Genomic DNA, 25,298 nt, shown 5'->3' with positions numbered 1-25,298 from the left:
CTATGGCCATGATGTTCTGGCTGAGGCATAAACGCCTCAACCTTTACTTCGTTGTTTCAGCTTTTTCGGACTGTTTTGTTTTCAACCAGGGCATCATCGCGCGTAAATCACTGCCAACCTTTTCAATCTGGTGGGCGGACTGGGCACGGCGCATTGCCTGGAAGCCTGGACGGCCTGCTTGATTCTCTAAAATGAAGTTTTTGGCAAAGGTGCCATTCTGAATCTCTTTCAGCACCTGTCGCATCTCGGCCCGTGTCTCATCGGTGACAATACGTGGACCCGTAACATAGTCACCATACTCGGCGGTATTACTGATGGAGTAGCGCATGTAGCTCATGCCACCCTGATACATCAGGTCAACAATCAGCTTCATCTCATGCAAGCACTCAAAGTAGGCAACCTCAGGCTGATAACCGGCGTTGACGAGGGTCTCAAAGCCAGCCTGAATCAGGGCAGTGACGCCACCACAGAGAACGGCCTGCTCACCAAACAGATCTGTCTCGGTCTCTTCCGCAAAGGTCGTATGCAGAACACCTGCACGCGTCGAGCCAATACCCCGGGCATACGAAAGCGTTAAGGCCTCAGCCTGACCGGTAGCATCCTGGAAAACCGCCCATAGTGCAGGAACACCTGCGCCCTCTTCAAATACGCGACGCACCATATGTCCAGGACTCTTAGGGGCAACCATGGCGACATCGATATCAGCTGGTGGTACAATCTGTGAAAAGTGAACGCTGAATCCATGCGCGACGAGCAGCAGTTTTCCTGCCGCCAGGCCCGGACGGATATCACGCTCAAAAACTTCACGGTGGAGTTCGTCTGGAATCAGGATCATAATAACATCAGCCTGCTGAGCAGCCTCAGCGGGGGTCAGAACACGCAGGCCATCGGCCTGGGCTTTAGCACGACTCTTACTGCCAGGTGCCAGACCAACTACAACATCACAACCATTATCCTTGAGATTTAAAGCATGGGCATGACCCTGGCTACCATAACCAATGATCGCAATGCGCTTGCTCTTGATAAGATCCAGGTTTGCATCGGCATCATAATAAATATTTGGCATCAGTATGTGACTCCTTAAACATTTCTACATGGTCTTAAAATAAAGACCTCCACTACCTGCTTTTAAAAAAAAGTCCCTGCACCCTACTTTTCAGTGGCCATGCGCGCCATGGCCACGCAACCAGAACGAACAACATCATGCAGTGTATAAGCTTGAAAGGCCGTCAAAATGAGATTGATCTCTTCAGGACTACCGGTGGCCTCAAAGGTCATCGCTGCAGGAGTTGTATCGACCACAGCCGCACCAGCCTTCAGTCCAATGGCGATCAACTCATCGGTATTGACATTCGCTGTGGCAACCTGGATCAGGACCAGCTCACGCTGGATGGCCTGGGTGGAAGTCACATTGGTGACTTCCTGCACATCAATAATTTTGCGAATCTGAGCGACCAGATGATCAACGACAACCTCGGCATCCTTCACCTGGGCTGTAACGCGGAAGATATCTGTCTGCGTGTCAGGTGCCAGCGAAAAGGATTGCAGCATCGAGCGGCGCCGGCGCAGTACGCCAACCACACGATCAACCGCACCGGGCCGATCAACAACGGTAATGATCAGCGTATGCGTTTTTTCGGTCCCCTGCTGGGCATTTGAATGATGCGCGCGAACAGTGGTGGCAGTATTATTTGTCATTATTTGTTTTCTCCTGCGCGGTCTCCTCAATCATCTCAGTGATAGCTTTACCAGGAGCCACCATCGGATATACATTGGCTTCGGGCTCGATAATAAATTCGACAACCACACTTCCCTCGGTCGCCATAGCTTCACGGATCGCGGGCTCAACATCCTCGCGGCGCTTGACGCGAATCCCCTTCAAGCCATAAGCATCCGCCAGCTTTACGTGATCGGGTCCAGTCATTGGAGTCTCAGAATAGTTGCGGGAATGGAAGAACTGCTGCCACTGACGCACCATACCCAGATAGCCATTATTCATAATCGCTACTTTGACCGCGATCCCCTCTTGCTGCAACGTTGCCAGTTCCTGAATATTCATCTGGATGCCACCATCACCAGCAACAGCCCAGACAGGCGCGGTAGGAACGCCCATCTTCACGCCCATAGCAGCCGGCAAGGCAAATCCCATTGTCCCCAGGCCGCCAGAAGTGATATGGCTATTCTCACGCGTCCACTGATAGAAGCGCGCAGTCCACATCTGGTGCTGACCAACATCAGAGATCACAATCGCCTCACCATCAGTAATCTCATGGATCGCATGTAGGATACTAATAGGATCTGGCAGATCATCATTACGCTGTACCTGCTTGCCACGCTCTTCACTGGCTTGCTCCCAGGAACGAATCTCTTGTAACCACTCGCGATGGTCACCAGCCTCAATCGTCTCCGTCAAGGCCGCCAGCGCCACACGCGCATCCGCGACAATAGGAACAGTAGCGACCTTCACTTTGTGCATCTCCGAGGCATCCACATCAATATGGATCAGTTGTGCATGAGGAGCAAACTTAGAGACATCGCCAGTCACACGATCATCAAAGCGCAGGCCCACCCCGATAATCAGGTCAGCCGCCCCAATGGCATGATTGGTATGGGCTGGTCCATGCATACCCGGCATACCAATATGCAATGGATGAGAATCGGAGAAAGAGCTCAGGCCCAACAAAGTCGTGATTACCGGAACAGAGGCCTTTTCAGCAAATGCCTTTAACTCAGCGTAAGCATTTGATAGGATGACACCATGTCCCGCCATAATTACAGGACGCTTTGCCTGAGCAATCAACTCGGCGGCACGCCCCAGGATAAATTCAGAAGGAGCTTCAGTCTGGGCTGCAAGGGCATCCAGATATTCAGAAGAAGTCTGATGTTCAGAAGCGCGATAGGCAGTTCTGGCAAACTGTACATCCTTTGGTACATCAATCAGAACAGGACCAGGACGGCCGCTACGAGCGACACAGAATGCCTCGTGTAAGGTAGAAGCCAGTTCCTCAACGTTACGAATCAGAAAATTATGTTTGGTAATTGGCTGCGTTACACCCAGAATATCAGTCTCTTGAAATGCATCACGCCCAATAAAATTGCGAGCCACCTGTCCCGTGATCGCCAGCAGCGGCACAGAATCCATAAACGCTGTCGCCAGACCAGTTACCAGGTTCGTCGCACCTGGACCACTGGTCGCCACACACACACCCACCTTACCAGTTGCCCGAGAATAACCATCGGCCGCATGGGCCGCAGCCTGCTCATGACGAACAAGCACATGATGGAGAGCAGGATAAGACGTAATCGCATCATAGAAAGGCATAATAGCCCCACCGGGATAGCCATACATCAGATCGACGCCTTCACGCAATAAAACTTCACAAATGATTTCACTACCAGTTAACTCACGAACCTCATCCCCATGTTGACTGGTCTGATAAGCCCTGCTCGTCTGCTGAATATCCTTTGTAGCGATTGCCATAATTCCTCCCGAATAAATCGATGATAAAAAAAAGAAGACCCCCCATACTGGGAGGTCCTCATTAGGATACCTTCTTTGGATTGGGTGGCTTCTTTGCTCCCTTTTAATCTCCCCGTGCATTTCTTGTGGCTGGCTTATTGTTTTGCCCTATCAGACTCTCATGCCCTGTTAGTCTGATAAGGCCGATAAGCACGAGTCCAGTAAGAAGAAGGCTAATAATAATGACCACAAGCCCTGGAAGGAGAAAAACAGGGATTAAGATATGAGCAAGCACAAACAAAGAAACCGACGTAATCACGTCGGTTTTTATCATTAGAGCCAATGCGCTTGCTGCTGCTGCTCCACAAGCACACATATCTTGTGCAGGCATAGAGAAGGGCATACGTCGAGACGGGTGTTGATAAGCATTCATTGCTATCGCCTTTCCGTTTGACATTGCCATCATTTCTCTCTCCATTCACACATACGACAATATGCGCATCTACATAGTTAAAACTCTTTTGGCACAAGTCCATATATTTACAGATACACCATAAGCAACTTTGCCAGATCATTCCGTAACATGTCTTTGTTGTTTTCGAGAATACACCACCTGGTAAATAGTTGTCAACCCCTAATACCGCCTCTAGAGAGAGGTTTGGAGAAAGCATACACGTCAAGGTAGCAAGCTATGTATGTTTACTACATACAATAGGGTTTCAAAGACTTGAATTAGAGGATGTTTCTATGTTATACTAAACAGATATAGTCCCAAATAGGAATATCAAATTCTCTCGACATATCTTCTATTCTCAACCAAAGGTCATCTCCTACTTTTATATACTAGCCCCAAAATTTTTTATATTTGTTCAGAGAGAGTGTCACTCATCTCAAGGCTATGTAATTTTCCCCTTTGGCGCCTGCGGCACAATATTTCATAGGTGGCACATTCCACCTATGAAATATTGTGAGGTCGATGGTTTGATAGTGACCTCCACACAACATCTACTTGAAAATGAAAAAGCCCTGCCACTCACCCGCGCTTGCTTGATGAGCTTTTCTTACTTTCTATACATGGAGATATCACACCAACTGTCCTCTCGTTGTTTAGGATGGGGTGCAGAAAAGATGAGCGTTTAATATCTTTCTTATTTAAAGCTATATTTTTGTAGTTCAGTGTAGTGAGCACCGGTACTGGTGAGTTCGCTTTTCATGACGTGTAGGTAGGTTGCGGGATAGGTCTGCGCAGAGGGTTGAGGTCTGGCGAGCAGTTTTTGCAGGCTGGCATATTCCTGGGGAGTGAGCGGCATCTTACCACGGGCAAGAGTGAGGTGGGGGGAAAAAGGACGTGTGTCGAGAGAAAAATTACGCTGGCTCAGTTGCTGTTGTAAAAAGCGGTGCACCTGTACCAGAGAGCCACTATTTTCTTCAATCCCCATCCATAACACGCGTGGCTGACGGGGAGGACCAAAGATGCCTGGCCGGGTAAGATGATAGGTGAAAGAAGATGCCTGCCAGGCAGTCTCTTGAGCAGCGGCGGAGACATCCGCAAGTTGCTCATCGTCTAGCTCACCCAGAAAGGCCAGCGTCAGATGAATACCTTGAGGATTTACCCATTTCATGCCTGGAAGCACAGGAGCCACCTGATGGATAAATCCGCTCAGGTGGCTTTGTAATACTGCATTCATTTCAAGGGCGATAAAGGTTCTGGTCATGCGGCAAATAACATACGATCCAGTTCGTCTCCATCGATGGTCTCAACCTGAATCAGATGCTCTGAGATCAACATCAATTTATCTTGTTTCTCACGCAAAACTTTCAGGGCAGTCTCATAGGCCTGAGCAATCAGGGCTGATACTTCTTTATCGATGCGCGATGCCATCTCTGCACCCATCGACATATTGCCGTCCGCGTCAGCTTTTAGTGAGACATTGCCCAGGGGCGACATACCAAACTCACAGACCATGCGCCGGGCAATGCCGGTCACGTACTCAATATCCTGACTGGCACCAGTCGTGATGTCACCAAAGATAATCTCTTCAGCCGCGCGTCCACCCATTGCTCCAGCCAGTTTAGAGATCAATTCAGAGCGACGCATCAGGTAACGATCCTCTGAAGGAGACTGAACGGTGATACCCAGGGCCATACCACGGGCGATCGCAGAAACTTTTTGCACAGGATCCGCGTTAGGCATTGAGCGCATCACGATAGCATGACCAACTTCATGATAAGCAATAATCGCCTTCTCAGCTTCGGTGATCATTCGGCTCTTACGCTCAGGTCCTGCCATGACACGCAGGATAGCTTCTTCCAGTTCAAATTTACCGATGGCGTTTTGTCCCTTACGGGCAGCCAGCAAGGCGGCCTCATTAAGCAGGTTAGCCAGATCAGCGCCAGAGAAACCAGCGGTCTGACGAGCCAGTTCGGTCAGGGTCACACCCTCAGCGATTGGTTTATCTGCGGCATGTACTTCCAGAATTGCCTGACGGCCACGAATGTCTGGATTATCCAACATGACACGACGATCAAAACGGCCCGGACGTAGTAATGCCTGATCAAGCACATCTGGTCGGTTGGTCGCGGCGATGACCACCACATTGGCGTGTTTATCAAAACCATCCATCTCAACCAGTAGCTGGTTGAGTGTCTGTTCGCGCTCATCATTACCACCAGTACCAGAGTTTGTACGCTGGCGACCGACGGCATCAATCTCATCAATAAAGATGATGCAGGGTGAGTGATCTTTGGCCTCTTTAAACAAATCACGAACACGAGCCGCACCAACACCCACAAACATCTCAACAAACTCAGAGCCACTGACACTATAGAAAGAGACACCGGCCTCACCGGCCACGGCACGAGAAATAAGAGTTTTACCAGTACCTGGTCCACCAACCAGCAACACACCTTTAGGGGTACGAGCACCCATGGCAGTAAAGCGCTCAGGGTTCTTCAAGAATTCAACAATCTCTTGTAACTCAGCTTTAGCTTCTTCAACCCCGGCGACATCCTTAAACATGACCGCTGGGCGGGATTCAGAAAAGCGTCTGGCCTTGGAGCGAGCAAATGGCATCGCCTGTCCACCCAAACCATTACGACGCATGTAAAGAAATGTCAGGCCTACAATTAACAATACAAACAGCAATCCCATGACACCTTGCAACCACTGACCTGGTTGATTAGTATCAATGCTAACGTCCACTTTATCTCGTCTAAATAGCTCGGTAACTGCCTGGCCTTCTTCTTTGACTGTATGATACTGCTGGCCCGTAACGCTTGTCGCTGTAACATCATTACCATTAAGGCTTACTGATTTCAATTGATGCTGATCAGCCATATTTAAAACGGCACTGATCGATTGTTCCTGCACCGCTGCTCTACCCGCTGAGAGGCTAACAAACCTCGCTCCCACAATTCCTAGCAGGAGTACGCCCACGATAATCAATGCGATGGGCAACCCATAACGCGCGGCAAAGCTACGCTTGCGCGTTGTTTTAGGGGTAGAATTATGTGTATCTGGTTTCGTTGTTTTCTGATTTTCTTTTGGAGGCATTTCCATACGATAACATTAGACCCTTCTATATCTTTCTAATGTACTTCCTACCATGCCTGTATCAGCGTGTATCGAAATGTACTTTTCCTACTCATTGTTGATACTTGAGGCTAGTATAACTTATAAGAAAATGTTTAGCAAGATAAGTATAAGCTTAGAAGTCTGAGAAAGCTTAGAATTAGTACTAAGGTACATGGTATGGTAAATTGCTTTATCTCGCAGATAGTTTGTTTATTTTTACGCCTTTTCTCTGTTTCTGGGAGCTGTAAAAAGGCTTGTAGCTATAATGGTTCGGGTATTCGTATTAGAATAGTGCATTATTTGTTTTGGTAGCTGCATTCAAGAGGAGAAAAGTACCAGGGAGCGGGTAGTTTTGTTTAACTAAAAGGGTGATGTTTCTTATCTCTGGTTTATCTTCCTTATGGGCATGCTACAATATGGCCACAGAGTTAACACAGGTAAAGAGACTGATTTCTGTTATATGGGATAGCACTGTTTTGCCCTATCGGGAGGGTGAGGGGAGTGAAGCGGGGGACCCCCGCTCCCCGGCAGAAGGGCCTCGCCGGCCCTCCTGCACCTTCCGGCTTTTACCGCTTTCTTTAAAGTGTGGCTGAAGAGTGTGGCTGACCCCCACTCTCTTGGGGAAGCATACAGCCAGCCGCACCCGGGCCCTGTGGCGCTCCAATGGTTGTAAGTGTGCTGTCAAAAAGTGTTCTCCGAACACTTTTTGACAGCACACTTACAACCATTGGAGCGCCACAGGCGCGAAAAAAAACGCTTAGCGGTCCATGGGAGTCAGACACTTAAGAGAAGAGGATATTGCGATGCAGGAACAAAAAAATAGGCCATCGGGAACTTCCAGGGTTCTGGAGGATGTGATGGAGATTGGTTCCAGGGTCCAACCATTTAGTCGTGAGAGTCAGGAGAAGGCGCCACGCATTCGGGATGCACGAGTTGTGCATAGTGTTTGTCCTTACTGCGCGGTTGGCTGTAGCCTGAACGTTTATGTCAAAAATGGGAAGGTTATTGATATCGAGGGTAATCCCGATAGCTTTATCAATCATGGTACTCTCTGTCCCAAAGGTTCAGCTACTTTTCAATATACGATTAATTCGAGCCGCCTGACAAAGGTACTTTATCGGGCCCCCTATAGTGATCATTGGGAGACAAAGACACTGGATTGGGCAATGGGACAGATTGCGCAACGTGTAAAAAAAGTGCGTGATGAGTCCTTTGTGGAGCGCCTCGATGATGGACGAGAAGTTAATCATACGTTAGCTATGGCCTCTCTGGGCGGCGCAACCCTGGATGTTGAAGAGAATTATGTGATCAAAAAACTCTTTAACGCCGGTCTGGGTATTGTCTCGATTGAGAACCAGGCCCGTATATGACACAGTTCTACAGTGCCCGGTCTGGGTACAACGGTAGGACGTGGCGGAGCCACAACATCTCCACAAGATCTGGTCAATAGCGACTGTATTTTGATCATGGGTAGTAATATGGCAGAGGCACATCCGGTCGGATTTGCTAATGTTGTGAAGGCCAAGGAGCGAGGCGCTAAGGTCATTCATGTTGATCCACATTTCTCGCGTACCTCAGCACTGGCTAATCTTTATGTGCCCACACGCGCTGGATCAGATATCGTATTTCTGGGGGCGATTATTCGCTACTTGCTGGAAAATAACGCCTACTTCCATGACTATGTAGTCAATTATACAAATGCTTCTATGCTGATTCGCGAGGATTTTCAGGATACTGAAGAACTCGACGGGTTATTCTCCGGCTATGATCAAGAGAGCAAAACCTATGCGGACCAGAGTAGCTGGGATTATCAGCGTGATGAGAACGACAAACCTCTAACAGATCCAACTATGCAGCATCCGCGCTGCGTGTTTCAAATTATGCGCCGGCATTTCGCACGCTATACTCCAGAAATGGTTGAGGCTGAGTGCGGCGTACCACAGGAAACCTGGCTGCAGGTAGTACAAACACTGGTTGAGAATTCGGGACGCGAGAAAACCGGAGCTTTATGCTATGCGGTTGGCTGGACCCAGCAATCCAAAGGCGTACAGATTATTCGCGCGGGGGCCATTATCCAATTATTATTGGGTAATATCGGTCGACCGGGCGGCGGCGTACTGGCGCTACGAGGACACGCCTCTATTCAGGGTTCAACCGATGTACCAACTCTGTATGATCTGCTCGCGGGCTATATGCCTCAACCCGCTGAAATGCTGCACTCAAAGCCAGAGGCACAACATAGTCCCAATGCCACAACCTGGGGAGAGCGCAAAGATCAACATGTCCATAAGCGTACGCAGCAGACATTGCAGGAATATATCGATGTCGCTGGTATGAAGCTTGGCTGGTGGTCAAATGTACCCTCATATATTGTCAGCTTACTCAAAGCCTGGTACGGCGATGCGGCGACACCTGAAAATGATTGGGGCTATCACTGGCTGCCAAAAATTATTGGAGATCACTCGCATATCAATACCAGCTATGACATGCTAGACGGCAAAGTTAAAGGCTACTTCCTGCTGGGACAAAATCCAGCTGCCGGCAGCACAAATGCACGTATGCAACGCAAAGCTCTGGCCCAACTGGACTGGATGGTTGTACGCGATCTCTATGAAGTGGAATCAGCGGCCTTCTGGTATAAGGGTCCTGAAAAAGTGGATCCTACACAGATTAAGACCGAAGTCTTTTTACTACCAGCCGCCGCATCTACGGAGAAGGAAGGCAGTTTTACCAATACCCAGCGCCTGATTCAGTGGCGCGATAAAGCGGTCGATCCACCTGGAGATGCGCGCTCAGATCTCTGGTTCATCTACGATCTGGGGAAACGCCTGAAAACCTTGTATGCTGATAGTACCAAGCCAAGAGATCAGGCACTACAAGCCCTGACCTGGGATTATGAGCGGGCCGAGTCCGAACCCGGATCGCGCTTGCTGGATGAGCCCGATGCTGAACTGGTACTTAAAGAACTCAATGGCTTCTATGTACGCAAGCAGGATGAGCAGGGTACAACCACTACCTATGGCATCCATGATGCGCCCCATGTGGCTAGCTTTACCGCTCTGAAGAACGATGGCAGCACCGCCTGTGGCTCATGGATCTATAGTGGCGTGTATCCAGAACCAGGCAAAAATCGGGCCGCCTCACGTATCAGTGATGGTGGAACGAACCTGGACTGGGGTTATGCATGGCCTGCTAACCGACGTATCCTCTATAATCGGGCCTCGGCAGACCCAGAGGGAAAACCATGGTCTGAGCGTAAGAAGTATATCTGGTGGGATGAGCAACAACAAAAATGGACGGGGAAGGATATTCCTGATTTTCCCGTGGATAAAGCGCCAGATTATCGTCCCGCGCCCGATGCGAGCGGAATGGCGGCAATTTCGGGTACAGATCCATTTATCATGAAACCCGATGGTCGTGGCTGGCTCTATGCACCAGTGGGACTGAAGGATGGTCCGTTGCCAACCCATTATGAGGCTATTGAATCTCCGGTTCACAATGCGCTCTACATGCAACAGAGCAATCCTGCAGCCAAGTATCATAAAGATAGAAAAGACAATCCATTGTCCCCGGTGGGCGATCCAAACTATCCAATTGTGATCACCACCTACCGGCTCACAGAGCATCACGTCAGCGGTCCGATGACACGCTGGATGCCCTGGCTCAACGCCCTCCAGCCAACCCTGTTCGCCGAGCTCAGTCCAGAGCTGGCAGCCGAGCGACAGATTGTCCATGGGGGTTGGATGGTACTGAATACGCCACGTGGCGAGATTGAGGCACGGGCAATGGTTACACGGCGTATACAACCGCTACGCATTCGTGGTCGTGTGGTGCATCAGATCGGACTCCCCTTCCACTGGGGCTTCCAGGGAAAGAGTACCGGTAGTATCACCAATGACCTGACCCATTCCGTGCTTGAGCCCAATGTCAGTATTGAAGAGGCCAAGGCTTTTACCTGTAACGTGCGTCCTGGACGCCTTTCATGATGAGAGAGGACCCACAGGCAATGTTAGAACAACGTGGACGAGAAAGCGTTTCGTCCATTACGCAAGGGGTTAAGCAGCTACCACAGCTGCTAACCCTCTTACAAAAACAGACGCCACCACCCGAGCAGCCTGCACTTGGCTTTTTTACCGACACCAGTCTGTGTATTGGCTGTAAAGCGTGTGAGATCGCCTGCAAACAATGGAATCAATTACCGGCGACGGAACCGGATTGGAGTGGCACCAGTTACGATAATACGCAAAAACTGGGCGCAACTACCTGGCGCCATGTTCAATTTATTGAACAGATCGGTCGCCGTGTGCCAGCCGGACCAGAGTTACCCATGTTACAACAGCATAGTGTCCCACTACCAGAGCTGCCAGTGTACCAGCCAATGGATAGGGCTGACGCTATTCCTGAAACACCGCCAGGCACGGCCCTGCCATTTTTTAACAGTGACCGCTGGCTGATGCATAGTGATGTCTGCAAACACTGCGCCAATGCTCCCTGCCAGGAAGCATGTCCAACCGGAGCTATCATCCATACTGAGTACGATACGGTCTATGTACAACAGGACATCTGCAATGGCTGTGGATACTGTGTTGTCGCCTGCCCATTTGGAGTCATTGCCCGCGATACACAGGGTGATGGGCAAGCCCACAAATGTACCCTCTGCTATGACCGTCTGAAGGACGGTATGAAGCCTGCCTGCGCCAAGGCATGTCCGACCGACTCGATCCAATTCGGTGAGGTGAAGACCCTCAAAGCACAGGCTCAAGAACGTCTGGGACACCTGCAACAGCGCGGTGTTAGCGAGGCACAGCTCTATGGCGCAGACGACAAAATCCTGGAGGGTGGCCTGCACTCTTTCTTTTTGCTGTTAGACCAACCGGAAGTATATAACTTGCCAGCCAATCCAGCGCGGCCAAGCAATCATGTGCTCCCGACATCATTGGGTACGATTATAGCAGCGCTACTTATGGGTCTGATGAGTATTTTCTTTTTTAAACAGGAATAGGTTGAGGCATTTTTATGAACGATACGCATGTCTCAGGATCAGCTGATGCGGCGCTACCGGCCCACAAAGAGCAGCAAGACAATAGCAAGGTGCCAGAGTTAACGCTATTGGAGAAGCTGGCAGCCTGGAGTACCGGCTATCAGCCAGATCCAGCACGGGAACTACAAGAAAAAACATATTATGACTATCCAGCCATCAAGGCTCCGGTCTGGAGCTGGGAGATCATCTGGTACTTCTTCATGGGTGGATTGGCTGGCGGTTGCTATGTGATGGCGACGATTGCCTCATTCTTTGGCTCCAAAGAAGATCGCATCGTAACCCGCGTTGGCTATTATGCTTCTCTGCTGGCGCTCCTCCCCTGTCCACCATTGTTGATCAAGGATCTGGGGCGACCCGAAAAATTCTTAAACATGTTACGTGTCTTTAAGTTTAAGTCACCCATGTCGATGGGTGTCTGGGGTCTGCTGACCTTCTCATTGTTCAGTAGTTTGACCGCTGTGCTACAAGCCGCCCATGATGGACTACTGGGAAGATGGTGGGGAGCCAGACTACTGACCAGATTGCCACAAAGGCTCATTGCAGTACCAGGCAGCCTTTTTGCCATCTTCCTCGGTGGCTATACAGGTGTCCTGTTGGCCGCCACCAGCGTCCCGGTCTGGTCCCGTAGTCGCCTGCTTGGTGCTGTGTTCGTTTCATCCGCCTTCTCAACCAGTACAGCCCTTATCTCATGTGTCCTGCGCATCCTGGGTGCCCCGGTCAAAACGCTGCACAAACTGGAGCGCATCGAGTGGATGAATATGCTGATTGAGCTGGTAAGTCTGCTGACCTTTTTACGCACATCTGGCCGGGCCGCCAAAGCCCTGGTTGGTAGCGGACCCCAGGAAAAAGGGCCAACCTTCTGGAGTGTCATGTTTGGAGGAGGCCTGGTCTTACCATGGCTCTTGCAAACCTGGTTATTATTTAAGAAAGAACCAGTTTCACCCAGAAAAAAGAAACGCGGTGGCGTAGGTCTGATCATCTCACTACTGGTACTGGTAGGAGGTTACTTCCTGCGTAGAACCGTTGTCGAGGCGGGTCATGTATCCAGCGCCGACGCTCGCACCACCCTGTGGAATGCTCGCCGGTAATCACTGCAACAATCCAGACACAGAACAGAGGTTTGCATAGCCAGGATAGGCGGCTGCAAATCTCTGTTCTAACTTTCTTTCCCCTGCCTCGTACATAGAATGAGCATCCAAAATAACGTCACCAACACGATGCAAATTTCTTCGTGGATGTAAAGAGAGGACATATGCAGGAGCCACGTACAACATCCAATACAAATACAGCAAACAATAGCTCCGACGAACCAACACCGATTACCGCTAAACTTAACGGGGAGGCACCAAAGCATACCACGACCAAACTGGTCGGGGAGGATGCAGAGCAGGCGACCAGTGGATCGTCAGATGGCCAGCCGGTAGACTCCACCGAAGATCGCTTGTCGTTAATCGTCGTCGAAGGTTTCCAGGTCGGGCGTGGCGCCGCTCGCATCGATCCCAGTGATATGGCCCGCCTTGGCTGTCAGGCCGGTGATATCATCATGATCGAAGGCTCGCGCACCACTGCCGCAAAAGTCGTCCCAAGCGCGCTAGTAGATCGCGGCCAACAGTCTATCCAGATGGATAGCCAGGTGCGCCAGAATAGCGCATCCGGGCTGGGCGAGCATGTTCATGTACACAAAGCCAGGGTTAGCACCGCTGAAAAAATTACGTTACTCCCACTGAGTGGAGGAGCACCGATTCAGGAAAGTGATCTACAATATATCGCGCGCTACCTGGTGGGTTTGCCAGTCACCATTGGAGATTTGCTACGCGTCGGTACACCTGGTACAGCGGCCCGTGAATTCTTGATCATTGGCACCACTCCCTCTACCCCGGCCTATACCCTGCAAAACCGTCAGCCAACTGGTGATTTGCCAATCGTAGCATCACCGGCCGCCACGACCGAGGTTGAGGCAGTCCTGGTCCAACCTGGAACAATTGTCAGAGCCCAGGCACGCGGGGCCAATAATGGAGCCCCCAAACGAGTCGGCTATGAAGACATCGGCGGACTCGGCAAAGAGCTACAACGCATTCGAGAGATGCTCGAATTGCCACTAAAATATCCAGCCGTCTTTGATCGTTTAGGCGTTGAGCCTCCTAAAGGAGTCCTCCTCTATGGACCTCCTGGAACGGGTAAGACCCTGATCGCACGCGTGGTTGCCGCTGAAACCAAGGCCGCATTTTTCATTATCAATGGCCCTGAAATCATCAATAAATTCTATGGTGAAAGCGAATCTCGTCTGCGCTCCGTCTTCCAGGAAGCACAACGCAAAGCACCCAGTGTCATCTTTATTGATGAGATCGATGCCCTGGCCCCTAAACGCGCGGAAAGCGGAGGAGAAGTCGAACGCCGTATTGTAGGACAGCTACTGGCCTTGATGGACGGCCTGGAATCACGCGGACAGGTGGTGATTATCGGCGCCACCAACCAGCCGAACGCGCTTGATCCAGCGATCCGTCGACCAGGACGCTTTGATCGTGAAATCGCACTACGCGTCCCAGATGTGCGCGGACGCATAGAGATCCTCCAGATTCATAGTCACGACGCCGCCCTGGCCAACGACGTAGATATACAGCGACTGGCCCAGCTTACCCCTGGTTTTGTGGGAGCCGACCTGGAATCCTTATGCCGTGAAGCCGCGATGATCGCCCTACGCCGCGTCTTACCACATATCGACTACCAACGCGGCTACATTCCCTACGAGACACTGGTTAATCTAAATATCACTATGGCCGACTTCCAGGCAGCACTCCGAGAAATTGAGCCGTCCACTACCCGCGAAGTCTACGTCGAAGTCAGCGATACCTCCTGGGATGATATTGGTGGACTTGAATATACGAAGAACATGCTGACCGAGAGCGTTGAATGGCCATTGCGCTATCCAGAGATTTATAGCAATGCCCATGTTGAACCGCCACGTGGAGTTATCCTTTCAGGCCCTCCAGGATCCGGTAAAACATTGATTGCGCGTGCGCTGGCAAATCAGTGTGAGGCCAGCTTCATCTCGATCAAGGGACCTGAATTACTCTCCAAATGGGTCGGCGAATCAGAAAAAGGTATTCGTGAAGTGTTCCGACGCGCTAAACAGGCCGCACCCTGCATCGTCTTCTTTGATGAGTTGGATGCCCTGGCACCGCGCCGTGGTGGTGGCAACGATGGTAACGTCGGTGATCGCGTCATTGCGCAATTACTGACCGAGATGGATGGTATCGAAGGCCGTGAGGGCGTTATCGTGCTGGCCGCAACCAATCGGCCAGACATGATCGATCCCGCTCTACTTCGTCCAGGTCGTTTCGATCTGAGCGTCGAGATGCAATATCCAACCGAAGAAGAGCGCCAGGCTATCTTCGCAGTTCATCTGCGTGAGCGACCGATCGCACCAGAGATTACCGTTGAAGAACTAGCCAAACTTACTCCGGGCAGGAGCGGTGCCGATATTGAAGCCATCTGTCGCCGGGCCGCGCTGTTCGCCTTACGCGAATGGATCGCCCCGCGACTCACGCTGGGACACGTCTCAGTCACGCCGGTCATTGAGAGCGCCGATGGCAAGACAGTCCCAATCGATCCAGCCAACGAGAAAGCCGCAAATGCCGCAGCCCAACAAGAAACGATGGAGAATGTTACCAAGCGCTTCCTGATTCGGCCTGAGCATTTTGCGCGCGCCATCGACGAGCAGCAAGAACGCTACTCAATTCAAGAAGCCACGGAAGAAGCACGTGAACGACAAGATCGCGGGCGTCAGCGGCTCATCGATATGGCCGCCGACTACGACAATCCTGGTGAAAAACCAGCACTGCGCGGTTTCCGCCTCTGGCTGGCCCGGCTCTTTGGGCTGGTGTAAACACCAGTAGTCTGACCCGGCTCATGTGCAAAGCGGGGATGCCAGGGGCCGCCAGCCCCTTGCCTGAGGGTTCGGGGACTGTGCCCCTGGCCTCTCTCCCCTTTACCGCCCGCGTAGCGGGCGATAAGAGCAATCTACCAAATGAAGTTTGACACAATCCTGAATAGCGACAAAAGCTCGGCTTTACATAAAGCCGAGCTTTTTCGTGTTCCTCATAAATTTCATCCCGCACATATTATGTCACCAGAGGACAATATCTGACGTTTTTATCAATAGGGACAATTCAAGTCTACAAGAGTAGATAAACTATATTGATTAGCCGCAATATCGTTGTAGGTACTATCCACTTACAATATATAGGTGACTATGCTATAATAAACATCGGAGCACATTAGCAATAAGCGAAGGGAGGAAACAGTGTTACCCATACATGATAACTCCTCTTCCGTCTCCCGTGAGCAAGTTACAGAGGCGTACTTGAAGGCCATTGGGTTGATAGATGAGCGAGTCGCCCCCTACTTAGGGAAAGCAACCACTCGTGTTGTCGTACAAGGTGCCGCTAAACGAATCAAAGATGCGTATCCCTTTCTCAGTTGTTTAATTAATCGTCCTTATACAGATGTTATTCCATCTATTATCCATGAACATCTTAGCGGTATTACGACACATGAACTGTCGAAAGGGCTTAATGCCTTATTAGACGAGTGTTTTGCTGGATTGCGTGAACTCACAGGTGATCTAATCGTTCCACCCCTTCATGAAGAAGTAGCGCAGCAATTACAACAGTTGCAGTAAGGGGGCCGCATGGAGAGCAGTGTTCAATCCGAGTCACAAATGGTAGATATCTCCTATCGCTCTCCACACGGACCAAGTGCGGACCGCTTAAGCGCGCTTAAACGGGAAATGGAATATCTCAATACCATCGGGAAACAGTTCGTCGCTGCCCTGGATCGTTTTCAAGTTCATCGTGCCCTCCTGGCGGCTCTGCAAGAACTTTATAGTTTTTCAGCTTGCTGTATCCTGATGGTTGGAGAGCCTTTCGACCTCTTTATCATTCCTTGTTATCCACTCAATGCCTCCTTTTTAGAGTCGATGATTCAACGCATCGCTAGCGCGGCCAATGCGCTGAACTTTCCCAATATCACCTCCGAACAACTGGCCCGTAGTGCCTACTTTGATGCCCCCGATGAGCTCGCCCAGCGGCGCGGTACCGGCGAAATATCCAGTACGACCATTGGTTCAGGCTTGAATATTCCATTGACGGTTGAGAATCGCATCATTGGTATGCTCAGCCTTTTTGATGAGAAGCCAGGGACCTTTGATGCTGACCTGCTCCAACTCACCACAATGATCGCGGACTATGCGGCGGTCGCGCTGGATAATGTGCGCTTACGCGAACGCGAGAACGCACTCTGGCGCGAGGCAGAACTTGAACGTATGCGCCTGGAATTGATTATTGGGAGCATGGCTGAAGGTCTGGTAATTACCGATGCCAATGGAGCCATCACGTCACTGAACAAATCAGCGGAACAGATGCTCATGCAGACGCAGACCGACTTTATGCCTGGTATACCACTACAAGTGCTGGCAGAGGCCAGCGAAGCGGATTCATGGCTCCCTCGCCTGGCCGATATTATCAATCAAGCCCTCAATGGTCATACCGTTACCAATCAAGAACTGGTCGCTGGCAAGGAAGATGTACGCGTCCCTTTAACGCTGAATATCAGCGCGGCCCCTTTACATGATGCCAGTGGATATCCTGGCAAACCAGTCGGGGTCGTAGCCGTGGTCAATGATGTCACATCCAGCAAACAGGTAGAAAAGCTAAAGGATGACTTTGTCTCGGTTGTCTCTCACGAGTTGCGTACTCCCCTGACCGCCATCAAAGGCTACACCCAGCATCTGGTACGGCGCATCGAGCGCAGGCTGCGCAAACTACGCAGCGATCACCAGGAACTGGCAACAGACTTGCCAGAAAACCAGGACCTGCGCAGCCTGAGCATTATCCAGAGCCAGACCGAACACCTGGAACGTCTGGTAAATGATTTGCTGGATCTCTCTCAAGTACAATGGGGGCAGATTCACCTGCAATATGATACTTTTGATCTACAAGAACTCCTGAGCAGGCTGGTGCATTCAGTCCAGGCCAGCGCTGAACAGCATCTATTGATCCTGGAAAACAAACTACAAGAGGCGAAAGTGGTTGCGGACCGTGCGCGGGTAGAACAGGTGGTAGGCAATATTCTGGATAATGCTGTAAAATACTCTCCCCATGGAGGGCAGGTCATCGTGAGCCTGCAGGCGCAAGCGGGCAACTATCATATCAGCGTCAAGGATTATGGAATTGGGGTTAATCCTGAGCATTTCAAGCATATCTTTGAACGCTTCTACCGGATTCAAAATACTGCCAGCCAGCACTATGCGGGGATTGGCTTGGGGCTGTATGTAGCTAAAGCTATTGTGGATCGCCATGGTGGAAAAATCTGGCTAGAAAACAATCAAGGAACGGGATGCACATTCCACGTAACCCTACCAATTATCCCGCCTGAACAACAACAATCAACCACACACGAGTTACAAAACGCAGCCACATTACGGAAGAATTTGTAACAATTCAGCTGGATTTGAGCCAAAATGCGTGCGCAGGTACGAATGACCAAATGAAGTAAAATGGATCTTCGACCAGTTAGCACGCAGGAATTGCATGGTTCGTAGGATACGCGCCTCCCCCCAGAGCGGATAACGCAGGTCCGATACGGCCCGTACCAGATCGGGAATACTGGTAAAGAGCATGCCACAGATCATCACAATAACCTTAAACAGGGTACTGGGAAAGATGACTGGACTCAAAGAGGTGAAGAGTCCAATAAAAAGGATACTACCAGAGACCAGGGCAGGCACCAGAACATCAAGCCAGATATAAAGGAGCGAAGGCTCGCGTAGCGCCATAAAGGTAAGTCCGAACGGGCCTACAGCCCAACCAATAAGGGGTTCGCGCCGCCAGAGTAGTACAACAACGTGAGTTAATTCACAGAGGATAATCCAAAGCACGAGGAACAGAATAAAATTCAACGTATTTGGAATAGAGATACCGACTAAAAAATCTGGCATGCAAATTTTCCTCCACAGCAACAACTGGCTTCAGGGAACATGTTATATTCTTATTATAAAGCAACAGTTGCTGATCACGCAATTGAACAGCCCAAATAGATTAGCTACTCTCGATACGCCATCATGTATAGCCACACCTGCTCTACGCACGATTTACCTGCATGAGATTACTGGTGTGAACGCCAACCTTCTTCACCAATAAGAGGAACAAAAACACAGCGACCCAGGGAATTGATATGCGTTCTCCCCTGCTCAAGACGTTCAATGACTTGAAGTTCTTGCTGAGATTGATCGCCAACGGGTACAACAAGTAGGCCACCAGGCGCAAGTTGTTCAATCAGCTGATTCGGAATGTGGGGAGCGGCCGCTGTAACGAGGATACGCTCAAAAGGCGCATGCTCCTCCCAACCGATGGAGCCATCGCCCACCAATACAGAGACGTTTTCAATATCGAGCCGCGCCAGACGCTGCATGGCTTGCTCGGCAAGTTCTGCATGGCGCTCAATACTATAGACAAAACGGGACAGGCGGGATAAGATAGCAGTCTGATAACCTGAACCAGTGCCAATCTCTAACACACGCTCCTGCCCGCTTAATTGCAGAGCCTGGGTCATAATCGCCACCATCTGCGGCTGAGAAATCGTCTGACCCAAAAGCAGGGGGAGTGCTTGATTGGCATACGCCATCTCGTGGAAGGATTGATCGACAAACAGTTCGCGTGGAATAGTAGCCAGAACCTGAAGAACCCGTTCATCATGAATACCGGTTTGCTGGAGTTGCGTAATCAATTGCTGACGCTGCAAGGAAAAATCGTTCGTCATACACATCCAATGCCTGCTAACTCAAAAAATCAGGAATTTATGGAACTAATCGACAACTACAACAGAGGCACACTCGTATAAACAGTAGGATGTGGAATTAACTTCTTCAGGAGATTAGGGTGGGCGCTACTGGGTTCGAACCAGTGACCTCTTCGGTGTGAACGAAGCGCTCTCCCACTGAGCTAAGCGCCCTAATTACTGACGGGGATAACTATAACACCAAGTACATTAGATTGTCAAGCATTCATGTACGGAAATTTCAGCGCCGTCATTGTTTGATTTCGTCGTCAATTTCCCGTCTCTCATTATAGGTGAATGATGTGCATTCCATCTTGTTCGAAGGAGACAAATTATGTTCATTGCGATTGGCATTATCCTGGCAATTCTCGTCCTCTTTTTTATTTTGCCCGGCTTTCGGGTCGTACAACAATATGAACGAGGCGTGATCTTCATATTGGGAAGTTTACAAGGTGCCAAGGGCCCTGGAATTTTCTGGGTACCGCCATTGATTACACGTATGGTAAAGGTTGACCTACGTATTGTAACGATGCAGGTACCACCCCAGGAGATCATTACACGTGATAACGTCACTATTCGTGTGACGGCGGTCGTTTACTTCCAGGTGGTCAATCCCGAGGCTTCGGTGACGAATGTCGTCAATTTTATTGATGCCACTATGCAGATCGGGCAGACCACACTCCGTAATGTGCTGGGTCAATTTGAGATGGATGAGCTCCTGGCCCATCGTGATCGTATCAACCAGAGCTTGCAAACTATTATTGATGAGTACACTGAGCGCTGGGGTGTGAAGGTCACAGCCGTTGAAGTCAAGGATATCGAGCTACCTGCTACGATGCAGCGTGCAATGGCCAAGCAGGCTGAAGCCGAACGTGAGAAACGCGCCAAGATCATTCATGCTGAAGGTGAGTTACAGGCCTCCACACAACTGGCTCAGGCCGCAAGTGTGATCGGCTCACAGTCCAGTGCACTACAGTTGCGCTACCTGCAGACGCTCACCGAGATCTCGGTTGAGAAAAACTCAACCATCATCTTCCCATTGCCAATGGATATCATCGAGCCATTCCTGAAATCTTTGCCTAAGCAGGCTGAAGAAACTCACGAACGGCCCTCAACGCGCCCGGTAAGCGAGCAACCACCACGTCCAGCACCAAAAAATGTCTATGTCGATCAAACAACCGCTCGACCAATGCAGACAAGAAATGATTAAAGAAAAGGAGCCACAAAAATGAAAAAGATGGTAGCAAAATGGATCGTTACTGCTGTAGTCCTGCCCGCCGTGGTCATGATCTTACAAAAACGCATCTTTGAACAAATCGACAAACGCTTCTAAAACAGAATGAGAAGTGGTTCCGCCGTATGATATACTGAGGGACGTAGTTCTAATACACGTTCTTCTGGAGATACCTATGGACGAAAAGACTTTAGGTTCCATGGCGGAACCAACACAAAAAACGCCTTCTGAGAAGGCACCCATACAACCAGCTGCAGCCTCAACGGAGAGAGCCGACAGTGAACAGCGGCAAGCCTATGGTACAGCGAAGACTGAAAACTTACGCGATTCAGGACTCTGGCGCACACTGCTACCAGCTGTGGTTATCCTCAGCTGTGGGGCTCTGCTGGTTATTCCCCTGATTATTCTTATCCCCTTGCTCTACAACTCTATTCAGGCATTCAACACCCACCGCATCGAAGGACAGCTGATCTGGCTATGGGTAACGATGATTGTGATAGAGGTAGGTTTATTTATTCTAATTGCTCGGGGCATCATGAGAATTTTTCTGACCCAGGCAGGCAATTATCAGCACTCACGCTAACGATCATCTGCTTGAGAAGGGGTGCGGGAAAGGATTCTGACTATTCCCTACCACCCCATCACCTTTTGTATGCTACAAGACACTGGCAATACGGCTCTTGAAACCAATCCCCTCTAATGAGAGCAGCCAGGCTTTGGTCGATAGTCCACCACCATAACCGGTCAACGTCTTGTCACTGCCGATAACGCGATGGCAGGGAACAATAATCGCGACAGGATTAGCCCCATTCGCGGCTCCCACAGCACGTGAAGCGGCAGGGCGTCCAATGGAGGCCGCCAGTTCTCCATAAGAGCGTGACTCCCCATAGGGAATATCCCGCAGCGCCTGCCAGACAGAAATTTGAAACGGCGTGCCACGCAAGTTTAAAGGACAGGAAAAATGAACCGCCTCTCCAGAAAAGTAGCGCTGCAGTTCTTCGGCTGCCTGACGTAGCACCGGCACCGCTTCATCTTCCACTGTCCGCTCAAAATCAATCCAGCGTTTTGTGCGCAAAAGTCCATTCTCCATAGCTGATCCAGGTGTTCCCGCCCAGCAAATGCCATCATTTGTAGCCATAAGCACACATTCACCCATAAAAGAAGAAACCCGACTCCAATATAAGACCTGAGATTGCACGTGTATCGCGACCATACTTACCTCTTTGATAACTATAAATAGCAGCGGCACTATTCTATACACAGTGCTCGCAGTGTAACATGCTGCCTGAAAGCATGCAAGCATTCACCCTTAAATTAGCCAGTATCAACACAATAAACCCATCAAACGTCCATGATAGGATAAGGCAGAAGTCCCTCAACTATTCCCCCATATAGCCAGATCCGGCTAAAGCTATGAGCAGTAACAAATATGGTCAAAAAATGGCTTGACAATTATAGCGTTGCCAAGTACACTCATTAGCAGTTAGCAGGTGTTTTCGAAGTCTGTATATAGTAGATTTTAGTTGACACATAATTTTTGGAGGTGAGTTCTATGAAAAACACACCGATCTATGTAATGCAGTGTGAGCAAAGAGCTGGAACTCATAGGACCAATACAATCAAGGCATAATCGATGCATACAGCCATTATAAAACGGGCTCAGCCCGGCGCCCATTCACGTCTCCACTCTTCCTCACCATGCCAGGAATTCCCCATAAAAAAGAAAACGTTACTTCATTGATAGAGAAAAGTCGTATGTTTTACCTGATTAGTCAGTACTTCAGCATGAACAATGTTTTTTTCGTCGTACAACAAATACGATTGTAATTCTGCAGGAAAGATACATGCAGCTGATAGATCATTTATGCATTCCTGAATGGATGCATATACCTACCTCAACGGAGAGGAGGTGAAGCATGAGAGGAAAGCTACGAGATAAAAGCTCGACAAATAGGCGAGATACATTTCGTCGTAGTGAGGGCGATGTTCGTCGTCCATATAAGCGTGATCAACGTAATACAAGTTGGATTGATCCGCAAAATGACGACGATGAATATACATATGATGTAGATGAAGAAGAGCTTGAGGCTGAAAATCTGGAAGAGATCGTTGAGCCAGCTATGAAGTCTACCATCAAGAAGTAAGAGGCCGGAGAAAGAAGGGTATTTCCAGCGGCAACAGCCTGCTGGGAATACCCTTCTTTCTCTTTGGTGCGGGGACTGCGTGTTTGTATGACGCCTCGCGCCTACGGCGCTCGCCTGGTTTTAATAAGGTGTGGTGGGGGCTGCGGCTCCCACCACACCTTATTAAAATGGGGAGGAAACTTTTACCAGGGAGGCGGCTGGTTGGATTATTTGGGCAGGAGAGAGAGCAGGGTGCTGGGTAGGACGAGTTCATATTCAGCGCCGAGTTGGTCGATGACTTGTTTGGCGTCTGAGGGGGTCATGTTCCAGGCGATGAGGTAAACGCTGAGAAAGAGTGGGCGCTGACGGAATATACGGGAGGCGAATTTGATCATTTTAACGGTGCGGTCAACGCTGAAGGTGAAGCCAAGGTGATGGTAGATGGGGAAGTCTCCTTGATAGCGCCAATGGCCGGGACGCCCGGTATAGCCTGAACCGCTGAGGATGCCTGTAACTCCATAGTCTGCGAGTTGCTGCGCGAAGAGGCGTTGCAGGGCTGCATTTGTGAACTGCATACCTCTAAAGCTGAATCTGGCGATCAATGGCAGTCCGGTGCGAAAGACAGGATCAACATCCAATATATCCAGGGTGGTCATGCCAAAATCTTGCATCAGGCTACCAGTCTGCTGTACAAAGGGTTCAATATGGGATTTAGGCCAGCAGGAAGGATATATATAGCCGAGGCCACTGGGTCCGGCCATGATTTCATCATTTTCAGTGGCGGTACGCAGATAATAGTCGGCCATGGCTGGCGCAGCCTGCAGTAAGACAGGCGGCAGACCCCAGCCAAGCGGTAGCGAGCCGCGAGCAGGATCTTGCCAGAGCTGGCGTAAGCGATGCTGGCAATACTGGATATTATCACCGTCGCTCATAGTTAGTGAGAGGTAGATTTTCTCTTTGTGCGGCTGGATCCGCTCAACTTTTCTGGGAGGCCGGGGAGTGCGCTCGGTCTGCATGGCGCTCCAGACTTCCATATTCAATGCATAGTCTGAGGCGACGACGGTCATGCCAATGTGTGAGGCCATGGAGACCGCGCTCTGCTCATGGACTACCCAGCCCATATGCACCGAGCCCACAGGATAAAAAGATAAGATACGTTTAAACAGGCTACGCTCGGATATTTTTGCATTGGACGCAGGCAAGTATTTACGGGAGTCAAGCCAGTAGATGAAGGCTCGACAAGCCACCAGGAACGAGCGTAGACCACAGAAGGCACCCGGATCCAGGCCAGCAATCACGTGAGTTGAACACAATGGCTGTAGATGCTCCTGGGCCCACTGATAGGCCTGGAGGCGATTACGCCAGCCATAGCGCCTCAAATCGGTTAAGAGTGGCAAGCCCAGCTTTGTCTGCAACATTTCAGCCAGGGCAGGCGAAACACAGAGACCATCCTGCAGTCCGGCCATGGTGGTCGCAACGTTAATCGTATCAGGCAATGCAGGATCATAGACAATCAGACCTTTGAACATAGCTACATGGTTGGCAAGCAGCTCATGCAGCGCGGCCGACCCTTGCATATTGACTTGAGTATGAGGGATAGCAGTAAAAACCTGTTCAAGCCAGAAGAGCTCATCTTCACTGGTAACCAGATAGATCTGGCATTGAGAACGATTGATAATACCTGCCGCCGCCGTAGCAGTATGCAGCTCATCGCGTGAAGCGCCACGCAAATCATAGACCTGCAGATGAGCAGGAGCCGCAAAGGTTGGCAGCAGCCATGGCTGAGAACCGATTAAATTAGCTACGTGATTGGACATACTATACTCCTGTATTCCTTTACTTAACAAGGTATCCTCACCAGCACGTAATTTCCGTTCTATTTCCAGCAAAGCTTGACCTTCCTGAAAAACGAGAGTATGCTACACTATACAAGCAAACTGCTGTATGCTCAAAAGCACTCCCATCCTGGTAGACCCACTGTCCTGTAGAAATTTTCTGAAGCTCATAGTCGAGTTCGTACAGAAAGGACG

At 50.1% G+C, this 25,298-nt stretch carries 19 protein-coding genes and 1 tRNA gene; 9 read left to right on the top strand and 11 right to left on the bottom strand.

Annotated features, from left to right (window positions below; all coding sequences use genetic code 11):
- Positions 1-43: 43 nt before the first annotated feature.
- The 6 genes from ilvC to ftsH form a co-directional block, all read right to left on the bottom strand.
- Complete coding sequence (ilvC, locus tag EL633_RS16510) at positions 44-1,066, bottom strand: ketol-acid reductoisomerase (RefSeq protein ID WP_126628237.1); 1,023 nt, start codon at positions 1,064-1,066, stop codon at positions 44-46.
- Positions 1,067-1,149: 83 nt separating this feature from the next.
- Positions 1,150-1,698: an acetolactate synthase small subunit gene (gene ilvN, locus EL633_RS16505; protein ID WP_126628236.1), complete on the bottom strand. Its 549-nt coding sequence runs from the start codon at positions 1,696-1,698 to the stop codon at positions 1,150-1,152.
- Complete coding sequence (ilvB, locus tag EL633_RS16500; RefSeq protein WP_126628235.1) at positions 1,688-3,481, bottom strand: biosynthetic-type acetolactate synthase large subunit; 1,794 nt, start codon at positions 3,479-3,481, stop codon at positions 1,688-1,690. The genes ilvN and ilvB overlap by 11 nt, the downstream gene beginning before the upstream one ends.
- Positions 3,482-3,584: 103 nt before the next feature.
- Positions 3,585-3,926: a DUF1700 domain-containing protein gene (locus EL633_RS16495; protein WP_126628234.1), complete on the bottom strand. Its 342-nt coding sequence runs from the start codon at positions 3,924-3,926 to the stop codon at positions 3,585-3,587.
- A 682-nt stretch (positions 3,927-4,608) separates the two neighbouring features.
- Positions 4,609-5,175: an RNA 2',3'-cyclic phosphodiesterase gene (gene thpR, locus EL633_RS16490; protein WP_126628233.1), complete on the bottom strand. Its 567-nt coding sequence runs from the start codon at positions 5,173-5,175 to the stop codon at positions 4,609-4,611.
- Positions 5,172-7,019, bottom strand: coding sequence for an ATP-dependent zinc metalloprotease FtsH (gene ftsH / locus EL633_RS16485; protein WP_126628232.1), 1,848 nt, complete (start codon positions 7,017-7,019; stop codon positions 5,172-5,174). Before ftsH ends, thpR begins: the two co-directional genes overlap by 4 nt.
- Before the next feature lie 872 nt (positions 7,020-7,891).
- Between ftsH and fdnG the strand changes: the two genes are divergently transcribed.
- The 6 genes from fdnG to EL633_RS16455 all read left to right on the top strand — a co-directional run bounded on the left by fdnG (position 7,892) and on the right by EL633_RS16455 (position 18,571).
- Positions 7,892-11,020, top strand: coding sequence for a formate dehydrogenase-N subunit alpha (gene fdnG, locus EL633_RS16480; RefSeq protein ID WP_136624409.1), 3,129 nt, complete (start codon positions 7,892-7,894; stop codon positions 11,018-11,020).
- A 20-nt stretch (positions 11,021-11,040) separates the two neighbouring features.
- Positions 11,041-12,036: a 4Fe-4S dicluster domain-containing protein gene (locus EL633_RS16475; RefSeq protein WP_126628230.1), complete on the top strand. Its 996-nt coding sequence runs from the start codon at positions 11,041-11,043 to the stop codon at positions 12,034-12,036.
- 14 nt (positions 12,037-12,050) lie between these two features.
- Positions 12,051-13,163 (top strand): NrfD/PsrC family molybdoenzyme membrane anchor subunit, encoded by a 1,113-nt coding sequence (nrfD, locus tag EL633_RS16470; RefSeq protein WP_126628229.1) that lies wholly within the window; start codon positions 12,051-12,053, stop codon positions 13,161-13,163.
- A 164-nt stretch (positions 13,164-13,327) separates the two neighbouring features.
- Positions 13,328-15,961: a CDC48 family AAA ATPase gene (locus EL633_RS16465; protein WP_126628228.1), complete on the top strand. Its 2,634-nt coding sequence runs from the start codon at positions 13,328-13,330 to the stop codon at positions 15,959-15,961.
- Positions 15,962-16,378: 417 nt separating this feature from the next.
- Positions 16,379-16,756, top strand: a complete 378-nt coding sequence (locus EL633_RS16460; RefSeq protein WP_126628227.1) for a hypothetical protein — start codon at positions 16,379-16,381, stop codon at positions 16,754-16,756.
- A 9-nt stretch (positions 16,757-16,765) separates the two neighbouring features.
- Entirely contained in the window at positions 16,766-18,571 is a 1,806-nt protein-coding gene (locus EL633_RS16455) for an ATP-binding protein (RefSeq protein WP_126628226.1), read from the top strand.
- Here EL633_RS16455 and EL633_RS16450 read toward each other — a convergent pair.
- The 3 genes from EL633_RS16450 to EL633_RS16440 form a co-directional block, all read right to left on the bottom strand.
- Entirely contained in the window at positions 18,554-19,072 is a 519-nt protein-coding gene (locus EL633_RS16450; RefSeq protein WP_126628225.1) for a hypothetical protein, read from the bottom strand. The two genes, EL633_RS16455 and EL633_RS16450, sit on opposite strands and share 18 nt — an antisense overlap.
- A gap of 167 nt (positions 19,073-19,239) precedes the next feature.
- Positions 19,240-19,893, bottom strand: coding sequence for a protein-L-isoaspartate(D-aspartate) O-methyltransferase (locus tag EL633_RS16445; RefSeq protein ID WP_126628224.1), 654 nt, complete (start codon positions 19,891-19,893; stop codon positions 19,240-19,242).
- Positions 19,894-20,013: 120 nt separating this feature from the next.
- Positions 20,014-20,085 (bottom strand) — tRNA-Val (locus EL633_RS16440).
- 160 nt (positions 20,086-20,245) lie between these two features.
- Here EL633_RS16440 and EL633_RS16435 point away from each other — a divergent pair.
- Both EL633_RS16435 and EL633_RS16430 read left to right on the top strand, forming a co-directional pair.
- Complete coding sequence (locus tag EL633_RS16435) at positions 20,246-21,121, top strand: slipin family protein (RefSeq protein WP_126628223.1); 876 nt, start codon at positions 20,246-20,248, stop codon at positions 21,119-21,121.
- 199 nt (positions 21,122-21,320) lie between these two features.
- Positions 21,321-21,728 (top strand): hypothetical protein, encoded by a 408-nt coding sequence (locus EL633_RS16430; protein ID WP_126628222.1) that lies wholly within the window; start codon positions 21,321-21,323, stop codon positions 21,726-21,728.
- A gap of 72 nt (positions 21,729-21,800) precedes the next feature.
- On the opposite strand, the gene EL633_RS16425 is transcribed toward EL633_RS16430, so the two are convergent.
- Entirely contained in the window at positions 21,801-22,358 is a 558-nt protein-coding gene (locus EL633_RS16425; protein ID WP_371865544.1) for a methylated-DNA--[protein]-cysteine S-methyltransferase, read from the bottom strand.
- A 703-nt stretch (positions 22,359-23,061) separates the two neighbouring features.
- On the opposite strand from EL633_RS16425, the gene EL633_RS16420 reads away from it, so the two are divergent.
- Positions 23,062-23,289 carry a hypothetical protein gene (locus EL633_RS16420; RefSeq protein ID WP_126628221.1) on the top strand — a complete coding sequence of 76 codons (228 nt, stop codon included), beginning with the start codon at positions 23,062-23,064 and terminating at the stop codon, positions 23,287-23,289.
- A gap of 206 nt (positions 23,290-23,495) precedes the next feature.
- Here the strand turns inward: EL633_RS16420 and EL633_RS16415 are convergent, their stop codons facing one another.
- A complete protein-coding gene (locus EL633_RS16415) occupies positions 23,496-25,085 on the bottom strand; it encodes a GxGYxYP domain-containing protein (protein WP_126628220.1) in 1,590 nt (529 codons plus the stop codon).
- Between the last annotated feature and the right edge of the window lie 213 nt (positions 25,086-25,298).

Origin of the sequence: Dictyobacter alpinus, from assembly GCF_003967575.1 — a bacterium.
In the GTDB taxonomy this organism is placed as follows: domain Bacteria; phylum Chloroflexota; class Ktedonobacteria; order Ktedonobacterales; family Ktedonobacteraceae; genus Dictyobacter; species Dictyobacter alpinus.
Note: the sequence above shows the minus strand (reverse complement) of the source record. Positions and strands in the feature narration are given on the sequence as shown.

Coding starts and splice junctions, on each gene's coding strand:
- ilvC (WP_126628237.1), bottom strand. CDS start 1,066: ATGCCAAATATTTATTATGATGCCGATGCAAACCTGGATCTTATCAAG.
- ilvN (WP_126628236.1), bottom strand. CDS start 1,698: ATGACAAATAATACTGCCACCACTGTTCGCGCGCATCATTCAAATGCC.
- ilvB (WP_126628235.1), bottom strand. CDS start 3,481: ATGGCAATCGCTACAAAGGATATTCAGCAGACGAGCAGGGCTTATCAG.
- EL633_RS16495 (WP_126628234.1), bottom strand. CDS start 3,926: ATGATGGCAATGTCAAACGGAAAGGCGATAGCAATGAATGCTTATCAA.
- thpR (WP_126628233.1), bottom strand. CDS start 5,175: ATGACCAGAACCTTTATCGCCCTTGAAATGAATGCAGTATTACAAAGC.
- ftsH (WP_126628232.1), bottom strand. CDS start 7,019: ATGGAAATGCCTCCAAAAGAAAATCAGAAAACAACGAAACCAGATACA.
- EL633_RS16475 (WP_126628230.1), top strand. CDS start 11,041: ATGTTAGAACAACGTGGACGAGAAAGCGTTTCGTCCATTACGCAAGGG.
- nrfD (WP_126628229.1), top strand. CDS start 12,051: ATGAACGATACGCATGTCTCAGGATCAGCTGATGCGGCGCTACCGGCC.
- EL633_RS16465 (WP_126628228.1), top strand. CDS start 13,328: ATGCAGGAGCCACGTACAACATCCAATACAAATACAGCAAACAATAGC.
- EL633_RS16455 (WP_126628226.1), top strand. CDS start 16,766: ATGGAGAGCAGTGTTCAATCCGAGTCACAAATGGTAGATATCTCCTAT.
- EL633_RS16450 (WP_126628225.1), bottom strand. CDS start 19,072: ATGCCAGATTTTTTAGTCGGTATCTCTATTCCAAATACGTTGAATTTT.
- EL633_RS16445 (WP_126628224.1), bottom strand. CDS start 19,893: ATGACGAACGATTTTTCCTTGCAGCGTCAGCAATTGATTACGCAACTC.
- EL633_RS16435 (WP_126628223.1), top strand. CDS start 20,246: ATGTTCATTGCGATTGGCATTATCCTGGCAATTCTCGTCCTCTTTTTT.
- EL633_RS16430 (WP_126628222.1), top strand. CDS start 21,321: ATGGACGAAAAGACTTTAGGTTCCATGGCGGAACCAACACAAAAAACG.
- EL633_RS16425 (WP_371865544.1), bottom strand. CDS start 22,358: ATGGTCGCGATACACGTGCAATCTCAGGTCTTATATTGGAGTCGGGTT.
- EL633_RS16420 (WP_126628221.1), top strand. CDS start 23,062: ATGAGAGGAAAGCTACGAGATAAAAGCTCGACAAATAGGCGAGATACA.
- EL633_RS16415 (WP_126628220.1), bottom strand. CDS start 25,085: ATGTCCAATCACGTAGCTAATTTAATCGGTTCTCAGCCATGGCTGCTG.